We start from the raw sequence: 12,732 nt of genomic DNA, 5'->3' as shown, positions 1-12,732 counted from the left end.
CTATTTACCCCCGTCGCACACGCGGTGCGCCCGCTAGAATTTCATTCCGTCCCCCTCGAAGGACGTCACTGTTGCCGCTCTAATAGAATATTACGATAACAGTTCCTTGAACATACCGTTTTGTTCGGAAAGTTCGGGAAAGTTGCCGGCCTCGATCAGGCTGCCGCGGTCGAACAGCAGTATCCGGTCGAAGATCTCCGCCAGTTTTGCGTTCGAAAGGACCCAGATAATCGACGGTTTCTCGCCCTCGTGGTGCAAACCATTGACGATGTTATGGGTGATCTGGTCCTGCACGCGCTGATCGAGTGCCGAAAGTGGGCGGTTGAAGATGAAATAGTCCGATCGCCGGATCAGGGCTCGTGCGAGATTGAGTTTCTGCCGCTGCACCATCGTCAGCCGCTTCCCACCCGAACCGACATCGAATTCCAGTCCGATCGAAAGGACATCGTCGTAGAGATCGAGGGAATCGAAGAGGTCGCCCATGATCGCACGAATCCGGTCGGACGCATCCGCCTGCTGGTAGGCGATGCGGCCGAACAGCACGTTGTCCATGAGGCTGGTGGATGAAATGAAGTGTTCCGGATCATAGCGTTCGATAACGGCCGCGAGATCTTCGGGAATGTTCTCGTGGAACTGCTTTCTCGCACTGACGATCTTTGCCATCAACTCGTCGGTCAGAAGACCGAAGCGGTGGCGTGGTTCGATATAGGCAAAGCTTAGGCGGATAATGGCCGAGCGTTCCTCCGGCGCCGCATCATCGAATGTGCGGCTCGACAATTTCTGGAGCAGCGCCTGATAGGTCGGAATGTCGTCTGCCGTCATGAACGTCAGTTGTTGGAAGAACGGGTGATCAGGCGGCAGGTCATGGAACAGTTCAACCGCATTCTCGGCGATCTCAAGGCCCATGGCATAGAGATCATTGCTCAGGCCCGTTTCTCGGAACAGCGTCTGGAAATACGGATGCGCGGCGAGCCGGCGATTGTTCATCGCGGGTCTCTTCATGGAGCCGAACAGCAGGTTCTCGCCGACCGTGGCCTGAGCATTGTAGCTATCGAAGTCGAAGGGGACGACAATATTTCCAAGCTCTGATTGCTGCATGCGCTCGCGCAGGGCTTGTCTGAGGTCGACGATATGATCGGCCAAGGCCACATGAACCCCGGTATCGACGTTGGACCGCAATGCGAGGTCCATGATGTCTTGCGAGATCAGCACCGCATCGAGCACCGGACGAATGCTCTTCAGAAGGTCGTCCGGGCCGGTTGCGCCCGCGGCTCTGTAATCCACCCAGTCGCTCCTGGGATCAAGCGTCGGGTTACCCGCTTTCGTTGCTTCGATGGCGTGCCACTTCGCCTCGGTCGCTTCGGTTTCGTCGTAGCCGGGCTCCTGAAGGGGTGCGTGTTTCAACCCGTAGAAAAGGTTCTCACGCAACGCACCCTGGAAGAAATACATATCGGACGAGGCATAAGATATCCGTCGTCCCGTTACTGATTCAGGAAGCTCCAGCAGGTCCTTTCCATCAATGGTGATGCGGCCGGCGTCCGGCCAGACGACCCGACCGAGCGCTTCCGCAAAAGCTTCCGCTCCGCTGGCGTTCGGGCCGACAATCGCTACAGTCTCGTTCGGCTTTATCTCCGCCGACACATGATCGATCAGGCGAGCGCCGCTGTCGTCACTGACGGAAAGGTTGGTGATCACGATAGAAGCGCCGATGGGCGCGACGATGTCGCTATCCACTTCCTGGATCTTCTCGTCAATCAGCGGCTCGACGTTGAACTGCTCATAGACCTGCTGGTACTTGACCTGCACGTCCTGGCGCATCTGATCCCAATCGATCAGTTCCTTGAGGGGACCGGGCAGATCCTTGTAGGCGCTGATGACGGCAACCAGCTGACCAATGTCGAGGCGGCCCTGAAGCGCGAGATAACCGCCGATCGCGTAAAACAGGAACGGCGTGACCTGAGCCAGGAAGTTGTTCAGGAACTTGACCAGAAACTTCCACTGATAGAGATCGTAGCGGATCGAAAAAATGAGGCCGAGCCGCGAGGCGATGTCCGCTCGCTCTAGGTTGGACGTGTCGTTGGCGTGAATGGTGCCGATGCCATCGACGATTTCGCCGACACGCCCCGATAATTCGCGTGCGGTCAGCTGGCGTTGCCGACCGAGGTCGAGCAGCCTTTTGCGCATGCGCGGAATGACGATCGCCTGCACGCCGACGATCCCCGCCGCGATCATTCCCAGCCAGAAATTCTGCACGATGATGAACGCGAGTGCGGTAATCGCCTGGCCACCAAGCAGCGCCGGCGCCACGAAGGCATCGCCGGTGAAGCCACCCATGGGCTCGACCTCGTCCTTGATCATCGTTGCGATCTCGGCCGATTTCACCCGCTTGAAGTGATTGGGTGGGAAGCGAAGAACGCGATCGATCAGCTGGAAGCGGATACGCCGCAGCATGCGCTCGCCAAGCCGCCCCTTGTAGGTATTGATATAGAACTTGAAGAGTCCGTTCAGGACGACGAGCGCGAGGAATACCAGGCTGAGGGCCATCAGCATCTGCAGTCGATCGAGCTGAATGCCTTGGAAGAACTCCACCTTGCCGATCCACGGAAATGTGTAGGAAAGGTGGAAGAAGGTCTGCGTCGCGCCTTCGCCTTCGAACCCCGATCCCTGAATCGGACCGTTGACGATCTGCTTCGGCAGGTCGAAGGACAGGAAGTAGGGGATCATCGAGACGGCAACGACCGCGAGGATCCACATCTGCTGGAGTCTCGTATTCGACCAGATATAGCGCGCGAGGCTTTTTTCCATTGCTAACCGTTGATTGACTGGAAAATGGGAAACAGCAGCGCTGCTGCAGAAAATGGACGAAATGCCAAGACTGGAAACATCGAAACCCGGCCGCCGGAAATCAAAGAGAAATCAACAAGAAGGCAGCGCAGTAGACTGCGCCGATTCTCGTCGCTTGACTGCTTATATCATAGGACTTTCATAAAGTGCGAGGGGTTAGCCGATCATTGCCCGAATGATCCGGGCGCTCTCCCGTGCCCCCTCCAGATTAAGCGAGAGCTCCGGCTTTTGCCTTGGCCGCAACGCCGCCGCGACGGCATCGGCTACCTTCTCCGCCGTCAACCCGATCTCCGGCAGCACATCTGCCAATCCGAGTTTCTGCAGTCGCTCGGCGCGGACGGTCTGCTCGGTCTCTCCGCCTGCGACAAACGGTATGAGAATCGGATTGCACTGGCTGCGCAGAAGATCGCCGACGGTGTTGTAACCGGCCTGGGAGATCGAGACCCTTGCCTTTGCCAGGAGCGAAGGGAAGTCCTTGCGGAAGCGAACAAGCGAGACATTTGGCGGTAACCCGCTTGCGAGTGCGGCGTAGTCGCCTTCGGGCAGGTTGGGGCCGCTGATCAGCAGCCAGCTTAAAGAGTCGGGCAGACGAGCGGCGGCCGCTGCGGCGGCCCTCAACAGGTCGATCCCGACAGCGCCGCCACCGGCTGACGCTATGACGTCGAACGTCTCGACCGGCAATGGTGCTGGCGGCGGTGCGACAAGCCCGGTGTAACGGACCTTGTCGGCGATCTCAGCGGCAAGCGGGAACGTGTCCTCCAGACGAACAAAACTGGGGTCGCCATGAACGAGCACAGCGTCGAAATGCGCCTTTACAAGAGACGCCGTCTCCGCATCTCGGCCGAGTTTGCGGTTTTCCTGGAGGATATCGCGAACCGAACTTACGAGCTTTGGTCGCGGGGTTGCCTTTTCGACAGCATCCAGAAGCGGCAGCAATTCGAAGCGCATCTGGCGGCGGCCGAACGGAAAGGCCTCGATCAGCACGACATCAGGCTTCGCAGCCTCAAATGCCGAAAGCAGCAAATCACGTCGGCGATTGAGAAAATCTTCGTCGGCGGCTGTGCCGTTGGCGTCTGCCAACCCGGAGAAGCCGGCGTTGCTTGCCACGACCGGCGGCAATGCCACGGTCTTTATTCCTGCGGCCGGGAACCCCGGCACAGGCAGCCCGCCGGTAACGACAGTCACATCGAAGCCGTCGTCGACCATGGCGCTTGCAATACGGCTTGCTCTCGCAATGTGGCCTATGCCGAGCAGGTGCTGGACATAGAAGAATACATGGGGAGCAGTCATGAGGCCTTCAGCCATTCCGCTTCGAACAGGTGTTTGAGCTGGCGAATGCTTGCATGATAGTCGAAGTGCGATCGGACTTGCTCTTCGGCAGCACCGCCGAGGCGATGGCGCAGCGCCGGATCGGTGATCGCCGCCAGCAACGCGTGGGAAAGTGCTGCAGGGTCTTCCGGCTGGACCAGCAGGCCGGTCTCCTTGTCCGTGATAAGTTCCGGTACGCCCGACACCTCGGTCGAAATGCAGGCCAGTCCCTGGCTTGACGCTTCGACCAACACGTTGGGCAAACCGTCGCGGTCGCCATTTGCGGCGATGCGGCAGGCGAGCGCGAATAGATCGGCGCGGCGGTAGTGTTCAAGCACCTCTTCCTGCGCCAGTGCGCCCTTCCAGACGATCCTGTCGGACAGGCCGAGCTCGCTCGCCAGCGCTTTCAGCCTGGGAAGCTCGTCGCCTCCTCCGATATGCTCGAACCGCCAGTGGAGGTCTCGGGGCAAGAGGGCCAGCGCCCTGAGCAGGGTGTCGTATCCCTTTTTCTCGACAGCGCGGCCGACGCTCAGGATAGACACCGGATCTGACGGATCCCGGCCATCCCGAAGCGAGCGTTCACCGGCAAAATGACCGAAGCGCGCCAGATCGAGACCATGGTAGCTGAGATGAACCGCATCGTCCCTGGCCGTTAGCGTGCGCATGTGGTCGTAGCCGCCCTTGGTGCAGGTGACCGTCCAGCGCGCACTGCCGAGCTTTTCGCTGAGCTCCCAGCCGGGCGATGTCCAGATGTCCTTGGCGTGGGCGGAGCATGTCCAGGGGACGCCGGTCAGAATGCTCGCATATTCGGTAACCGACGCCGGGGTATGGATGAAATGAGCGTGCAGCCACGCCCCGTTATCCGGCCATTCGCGGGCCAGAACCAGAGCTTGTCCCAAGCGGCGAAAGCGATTGCGCGAGATGTCACGCGGAAGATCCCGGAAGAACCGGCGCAGCAACGCGCCGAAGCCCGGCTTGCGAAACCCCGCAAAAAGGCCCTTCAAGACCCGTATGGGTTCTTCGTGCAGATACTCCGGCAGGTAGACGACGCGAGCCTTGATTTCGTCATGGACGGGATGGCGCTTTTTGTCGGTCGGGCGCCGCATCGAAATCAATGTCAGATCGAAACCGGCGCGCTCCAGACCAAGCAGTTCCTGCGCAATGAAAGTCTCCGAAAGGCGCGGATAGCCCTTCAGGACGACCAGTATCTTCCTACGCGGCGGCAATGCTTCTGCTCTCACTCAGCGCCAACGACGGACAAGTGGCGACCACGGCTATCCAGCCAGTGCCCCACGGTTTCGGATATGTGATTGAGGCCGTCGAGACGCAGGGCGCCTGCGCTTTTTGACGGCGGCTCTCTATGAGGAAGGCGCTTGAGCGCGTCCGCCATGATTGCGGCATTCGCGGATTGCTCCGGCAGCAGCATCTCCACCAGTCCCAGCTCGCTGGCGCGTTGCGCGCGCAGGAGCTGCTCTTCACGTGGCTTGACCCGGGGGACGATCAGCGCCGGCTTGTCGAACGACAGAATTTCGCAATAGGTGTTGTAGCCACCCATCGCGACGACCCCGGTCGCGCCGGCGATCAGCTCTTCCATGTGGTTATCGAATTCGATGACTTCGATCTGCGAAATCTTGGCGCCTTTGCTCAAAAGCTTATTGCGCTCGGCCGCCGGCATATAGGGGCCGAGGACCATCAATGCCTTCTGCTGCAGGCTGGAATCCTGCTCATAGGCATTCATCACGTCATGAATGAGGTCCGAGCCGTCGCCGCCACCGCCTGTGGTGACCAGGATATAGTTGTCCTTGCGCGCGTTCACCGACGTCTTGCTGCTGGAAACGTTGCGCTGCAGGAAGCCGACGAAGTCCATTTTTCTGCGGACGCCCTGGGGCACGTCCAGTCCGATCAGCGGATCGTAGAAGTCCGGCGGACCGTACACCCAGATCGAATCGTAATACTGATCGATCTTCTGCATCGTGCCGTTCTTCTTCCACTCGGCATCGAGCAGATGCGGCGCATCCATGATCTCGCGAAGGCCAAGCACCAGCGTCGTTCCGCGGGCCTTGAGGTAGGCAAGGGTCTCCTCGACTTCGCCCTTCAGGCCCATAGGCTCCTTGTCGACAATGAAGATGTCTGGCTGGAACGTCTCCGCCGTATGGCGAATGATGGATTCACGCATCTTCAGCGTTTCCTGAAGATCGATGTGGCTTGCCATCGACGTATATTCGCCGTTGCGCAGCTTGATCACGCTCGGGACCTTCACGAAGTCGACGCGGGCGCGATAGTCGAAGGCGCCGGCGATTGTCGCGCCTGAGATGATCAGGATGTTCAGCCCGCGATAATCCTCGACGAGGGCGTGCGCGATCGTGCGACAGCGCCGCAAATGGCCAAGCCCGAACGTGTCGTGGCTGTACATCAGGATACGGGCATCTTCCAGCCGCCGCGCCATGGGCATTCCTTCCGGGCTATACATCAGCGAGCACCGCCGCTTTCCACGGGCGGTGGGAGGGAGCATGTGACTCCATCCGGTCGCCGCTATTTGTAGGGATCAGCCGCGTCACGCAAGCCGTCTCCCAGAAAGTTGAACGCCAAAATCACCAACACGACCGGTATAATTGGAAAAAGCAACCATGGATAGAAGGCGATAACGCTTACGCTTTTGGCCTCTGTCAGCAGGATGCCCCAGCTTGTAATCGGCGGACGAAGCCCGAGGCCAAGGAAGCTCAGCGCGGTCTCGCCGAGGATCATTCCAGGGATCGAGATCGTCGCGGACGCGATCAGGTGCGACATGAAGCCGGGCACCAGATGCCTGCCGATGACGCGAGGCGTGCTCGCGCCCATCAACTGTGCTGCCTGAACATAATCCTCTTCGCGCAAGGCGAGGAGCTTGGATCGCACAGCACGCGCCAGTCCCGTCCAATCGATGATGCCAAGAATGACGGTGATGCCAAAATAGATCACGATCGGGCTCCACGTCACCGGCATGATTGCGGCGAGCGCCATCCAAAGCGGCAGGCTCGGCAGCGACTGCAAGATCTCGATCAGCCTCTGCACAACCAGATCAAACGGACCACCCCAGTAACCCGCCAGACCACCGATCACGATGCCAAGGCAAAAACTGATCGATATACCGAGCAATCCGATCGTCAATGATATGCGCGCGCCATAAAGGATGCGTGACAAGACATCCCGGCCAAGCCGGTCCGTGCCCAGCAGGTACATCTGGCCGCCGATCGCAGGGCAGACCAGATGCAGGTCCGACTTGATGAGGCCCCAGAACTGATAGGGATCGCCACGGCAGAAGAAGCGGATAGGCTGAACGTCGTTCGGGCGGTCGGTGTAATTGCGGCGCAACGTGTCGATGTCGAGCGACATGCTCCGCCCGTAGACGAAGGGACCGACGAACGAGCCATTGTTGAACATATGCACGCGCTGCGGCGGCGAATGGATGAAGTCCACGTTCCTGGTATGAAGGCCGTAGGGCGCCAGGAATTCGACGATGAGAATCATCAGGTAGACGGCGACCAGAAAGAGGCCGGAAATCAGCGCAAGACGGTGCTGCTTGAACTTCCACCACATCAACTGCTTCTGGGAAGCAAGGTGGATGCGCGATTGTGCTGCCGTCATCCCTTCGGTCGCGAAAGGATCGAAAGGCGCGGTCGAGACATAGTGCGGCAGCGGAGCGCCTGGAGGCGGCAAGGGCGACATTATTTGGTGCTCCTGCCTTGGAGGCGTATGCGGGGATCGAGGAAGCCGAGCGCGATGTCGGAGACCAGAACGCCAATGACGTTCAGGAACGCCAGGAACATCAGGAACGACCCGGCAAGATACATGTCCTGGCTCTGCAGTGCCTTGATGAGCATTGGCCCCGTCGTTTCCAGCGACAGAACGATTGCGACGATCTCTGCCCCGGAAATGATCGAGGGAAGAATCGAGCCGATGTCGGCGACGAAAAAGTTGAGCGCCATTCGCAACGGGTACTTCACCAGCGCGCGCAACGGGTGGAGACCCTTGGCGCGCGCGGTGACGACATACTGCTTCTGCATCTCGTCCAGCAGGTTCGCGCGCAGGCGCCGGATCATGCCCGCCGTGCCCGCCGTGCCCACGATGATCACAGGAATCCAGAGGTGGGACAGGATCGAGCGCGCCTTTTCCCAACTCATCGGCTCGGAAAGGTATTTCTGGTCCATCAGGTGGCCGATGGACACGCCGAACCAGATGTTGGCGAAATACATCAGGATCAGCGCCAGCATGAAATTCGGGATTGCGATCCCGAGCAGGCCGAAAAGGGTCAGCCCGTAATCACCCCAGCTGTACTGATGCGTTGCCGAATAGATGCCGATCGGGAAGGCGATCAGCCAGGTCAGCAGGATCGTCGAAAAAGAAACCAGCATCGTCAGCCAGAGCCGGTCGCCGACGACTTCCGATACCGGCAGCTGGTACTCGAAGGAATAGCCGAAATCGCCGTGCAACATTCCGCCGACCCAATAGAAGTACCGGAACACGGCGGGCTTGTCGAAGTTGTACTGCTTCCGCAGCTCCTCCATTTCCTGGAGGTTGGCGTTTTCGCCCTGCGCCCGCAACTCGGCGATCTGGCTTTCGAAGAAGTCGCCAGGCGGCAGTTCGATGATCGTGAAGACCAGCGCGGAGATGACGAAGAGCGTGGGGATCATGGCGGCGATGCGCCAGAGAATATATCTCAGCATCGCTTATGCCTCCTCAAGCCAGAAGCAATCCGGCATGTAGATGCCGAGGAAGGATGTTGGATCGAAGCCGTACAGTGCCTGTTCCGGCACGTTCTGCAGCTTGGCCGATCTCAAGATCGGCTGAAGCGTGCTGTTGATCAGGCCGATCGAGAAAACCTGTTGCGTATAGAGCGACAGCATCTGGTGCCAGATTGCTTCGCGCTCTTCGAACATGGTGGTGTCGCCCCATTGATTGAGTAGGGCCACCAGCTGCTTGACCTCGGGCAGGTCGGGAGCCTTGCCGGCCTGTCCGGCGGAAAGGTAATTCATGCCCCAGAGCGGCCATTGCAGCTGATCGTCGAGCGTCGGCGCGAGTTGTCCCGGCGACATGTCGGCGGTGGCGATGCCGTTATCGATGCCGAACCAGATCGACATCATGATGGAGCCGCTCATGGCGCGGTTTCGGAAGATGTCGCGCTGCGAGGTGCGGGTGTAGAGCGCTAGACCTATCACCTTCCAGTGATCGCGCACCAGCTCGAGAACGTCGGTATCGAGATTGCTTTCACCTGCTGTCTCGACGGTGATCTCCGCGCGCCGGCCATCCGGCAACAGGCGAAAACCTTCCTCGTCCCGCTTGTCCAGGCCGATCTCGTCGAGCAGCTTGTTCGCCGTATCTGGATCATGGGCGATGAACGCGTCGGCATACTCAGACTTGTAGAGCGGGCTTTCCGGCAGAACCGTATCGGCGCTGGCCCGTCCAAGCCCGTAGAAGGCGACCATGTTGATCTCGTGCCGGTCGACCGCGAGCGACAGCGCGCGCCTGAAACGAACGTCGCTGAAAAGCTTTCGCCAGACATCGTCGGCGCAATTGAGGTTTGGCAGCAGGGCCACGCGGGAGCCGCGCGCCTGTTTCCAAAGGTTGACCTTCACGGGGAAGCGCTTCTCCGCGTCCTTCAGGAAGGTGTAGTCGTTGAAGTCGATCCCCGTCGCCTGAAGGTCGGATTCGCCTGCGCCGGCCTTGGCGGCGATGATCGACGACGAGCTGACGTTGAGAATGAACTTGTCGATGTAGGGGAGCTGCACGCCGTTCTCGTCAACCCGGTGGAAAAACGGGTTGCGCACAAAAACGAACTGCTCAGCGGGCGGACGTGTCGTGTTCACCCATGGATCGAGCATTGGCAGATCGGGATTTTCCGGGCGGGAAGAACGCGACAACTTGATGTGAAGGTCTGCCCATTTCTTGACCCGGTTTTCCTTCATCAACGCCGACAGGCGGAAGTCGTCCTGATACTTCTTGTGGAACTGCTTCAGATACTTGCCGGGCCCGAAGATGACGAGCGGCAACGGACCGGCAAGGGCCGGCATGAAGTTCGGATTGGGCTTGGCCCAGCTATAGCGGATCGTCGTTTCGTTCAGCACCTCGAACTTCGGCAGCTCTCCGTGAGGCCGCAGTTCCAGCGCTCCGCCGCCTGGCGTGAGCTCGTTGTTGAGGATGACGTCTTCCCACCAGTAGCGGAAATCGTCGGCCGTGAACGGTGATCCGTCCGACCAGCGATGTCCTTCGCGCAGATAGAAGGTGAAGACGGAATCGTTCTCCGAGGTGAACCCCATCAGAATGTCCGGCTGGAAGCGCAGTTTCGTGTCATAGCCGACAAGCCGCGCATAGCCGTAGATGGTCATGTAACGGATGTCTTTGGCGCTGCCGATGATGGTGCGAACAGTGCCGCCATACGTTCCGGGGCGACGGCCCGACTCTCTCATGTTGACGATGCGTGGATGTGTCGGCAACCGATCGACCATCGGCGGGATACGATCGGCTCGCAGCCAGTCACGCAGAAATTCCGGTTCTATGTCGCGGTCGGCCGCGGCCTTTACAATCGACGGGGCGATTGCTGATCCAACAAGGCCGCCAAGGAAGGTGCGCCGGGTTACCATGACCGAAGCTCCTTTGCATCGGCGCCCTTGCGGGCGCGTACCAGATGTCCGTTGCCGAGGTCGGCGTAGGCGAGTTCGGATGCGTCGTCATGCTCGGCGGTGAAGGTTATGCCCCAATTCTGCTTGTCAGCCGCGCCGTTCTTTCGCAGAGCCTCGAAATCGAGAGGGCGGTCCAGATCCGGGAAGGGCACGGCGGCCAGCAGCGACTTGGTATAGGGATGAACCGGGTCACGCAGGATGATCTCGCGGGGGGCGATCTCGACGATGCGCCCCTTGCACATGACCGCTATCCGATCCGCCATGTAATCGACGACGGCAAGATTGTGCGAAATGAAGAGGTAGGTCAGGCCGAGCTCTTTCTGCAGGTCCTTCAGCAAATTGAGGATCTGGGCCTGAACGGAGACGTCGAGCGCAGAGACCGGCTCGTCCAGAATGATAAGCTTCGGACCGAGCGCAAGTGCGCGTGCTATTCCGATGCGTTGGCGCTGGCCGCCGGAGAAGCTGTGCGGATAGCGATTGAGGTAACGCTTATCGAGGCCGATGGCGCCCATCAAAGCCTCGACCTTGCGGCTTCTTTCCGCCCCATTGCCGCGATCGTGGATTTCCAGTGGCTCGCTCAGAATATTGCGCACGGTCATGCGTGGAGAGAGCGACGAAACCGGATCCTGGAAAACCATCTGGATCTTTGTCCGCAGCTCCTGCAGCTCGTCGCCTTTGACCGAAAGAACGTCGGTCACTTCCTTGCTGTCGTCGAACGTGACGGAACCGCTGTCCGGGGTGATCGCCCGCATCAGGATCTTGCTGACTGTGGTCTTGCCGCAGCCGGATTCGCCGACCAGTCCGAGGCATTCGCCGCGGCGAATATCGAAGCTGACATCGTCGACGGCGCGGAAAGCAGTCGCGTCGCGCGTGCCGAACAGACCACGACTGCGTGTCTTGAAGGTCTTGGAGAGGTTGTTCACCGACAGCAGAACCTTTGAGCCGTCGGTGCTCTCGGCACTCTTCTTCTTGCCGATCAGGGATTCGAGATTAACAGGCACGTCGCGCAGGGCCTTCAACCGTTCTCCCGCCCGCATGTCGAAATGGGGTACCGCGGCCATTAGCCCCTTCAGATACGGATGCTGCGGGTTGCGGAAGATCGCGTCGACAGGACCAGCTTCCATGATCTCGCCGTGGTAGATAACCACCACTTCATCGGCCATGTTGGCGACGACGCCGAGATCGTGGGTGATCAGCAGCATAGCCATGCCAAGCTTATGCTGCAGTTCGCGCAAGAGCTCCAAGATCTGTGCCTGGATCGTCACGTCGAGCGCGGTGGTCGGCTCATCGGCGATCAGCAGGGCCGGATTGCAGATCAGCGCCATCGCGATCATCGCGCGCTGGCGCATCCCGCCGGACAGCTCGAACGGGTACATGTCGAAGGTGCGCTTCGGATTGGCGAAGCCGACGAGCCCAAGCATCTCCTCGGTCTTCTGCCGAGCCTCGACCTTGTCTGCCGAGGTGTGGATGAGCAGCGCTTCGCTGATCTGATTGCCAACCGTGTGAATTGGCGAAAGCGACGTCATCGGCTCCTGGAAGATAGTCGCCATGCGGCGACCCCGCAGATCGCGCATTTCGGCGCTGTCGCGGGAATACTGCAGGATGTCCGTCGTCTTCCCATCCAGCGGATCGGTGAACAGAATCTTGCCCTGCGCTTTGGCCGGATTGGGCAGAATGCCCATGATGCTTTGGCTGATTACGGACTTGCCGGAGCCGGACTCGCCGACCAGCGCCGTTACCTTGCCAGGCAGAATGCGAAGATTGGCGTTTTTTACGACGCGCAGGCTGTCGCCAAAAACGGAGAAGGAGACGTCGAGGTTTTCGATGCGCAGCAGATCGGAGGCGGACGCCATACCAATGAAATTCCCCAGTTTTCTTCGTTCCCGTTGAGGCACACTAGCGTACCGCAATCAGGGTGTCCAGT

Annotated in this window: 8 protein-coding genes; all 8 read right to left on the bottom strand. The window is 59.6% G+C overall.

Features of this window, described 5'->3' with window-relative positions:
* Window positions 1-90 precede the first annotated feature (90 nt).
* Window positions 91-2,805, bottom strand: coding sequence for an ABC transporter ATP-binding protein (locus ASE04_RS22000; RefSeq protein WP_056822054.1), 2,715 nt, complete (start codon window positions 2,803-2,805; stop codon window positions 91-93).
* A gap of 195 nt (window positions 2,806-3,000) precedes the next feature.
* A complete protein-coding gene (locus ASE04_RS21995) occupies window positions 3,001-4,134 on the bottom strand; it encodes a glycosyltransferase family protein (protein ID WP_056822043.1) in 1,134 nt (377 codons plus the stop codon).
* Window positions 4,131-5,378: a glycosyltransferase gene (locus ASE04_RS21990; protein ID WP_056822032.1), complete on the bottom strand. Its 1,248-nt coding sequence runs from the start codon at window positions 5,376-5,378 to the stop codon at window positions 4,131-4,133. Before ASE04_RS21990 ends, ASE04_RS21995 begins: the two co-directional genes overlap by 4 nt.
* Window positions 5,379-5,389: 11 nt before the next feature.
* Window positions 5,390-6,598 (bottom strand): glycosyltransferase family protein, encoded by a 1,209-nt coding sequence (locus ASE04_RS21985; RefSeq protein WP_056822020.1) that lies wholly within the window; start codon window positions 6,596-6,598, stop codon window positions 5,390-5,392.
* Between the two features lie 86 nt (window positions 6,599-6,684).
* Window positions 6,685-7,857, bottom strand: coding sequence for an ABC transporter permease (locus ASE04_RS21980; protein WP_056822012.1), 1,173 nt, complete (start codon window positions 7,855-7,857; stop codon window positions 6,685-6,687).
* Window positions 7,857-8,855, bottom strand: a complete 999-nt coding sequence (locus ASE04_RS21975) for an ABC transporter permease (protein ID WP_056822000.1) — start codon at window positions 8,853-8,855, stop codon at window positions 7,857-7,859. The genes ASE04_RS21980 and ASE04_RS21975 overlap by 1 nt, the downstream gene beginning before the upstream one ends.
* Before the next feature lie 3 nt (window positions 8,856-8,858).
* Window positions 8,859-10,769 (bottom strand): ABC transporter substrate-binding protein, encoded by a 1,911-nt coding sequence (locus ASE04_RS21970; protein WP_056821995.1) that lies wholly within the window; start codon window positions 10,767-10,769, stop codon window positions 8,859-8,861.
* Window positions 10,763-12,661, bottom strand: coding sequence for an ABC transporter ATP-binding protein (locus ASE04_RS21965; RefSeq protein WP_056821986.1), 1,899 nt, complete (start codon window positions 12,659-12,661; stop codon window positions 10,763-10,765). The genes ASE04_RS21970 and ASE04_RS21965 overlap by 7 nt, the downstream gene beginning before the upstream one ends.
* Between the last annotated feature and the right edge of the window lie 71 nt (window positions 12,662-12,732).

Origin of the sequence: Rhizobium sp. Root708, from assembly GCF_001429725.1 — a bacterium.
GTDB lineage: Bacteria > Pseudomonadota > Alphaproteobacteria > Rhizobiales > Rhizobiaceae > Rhizobium.
The sequence above is the reverse complement of the archived record's forward strand: the minus strand, read 5'-3'. Positions and strand labels throughout refer to the sequence as shown.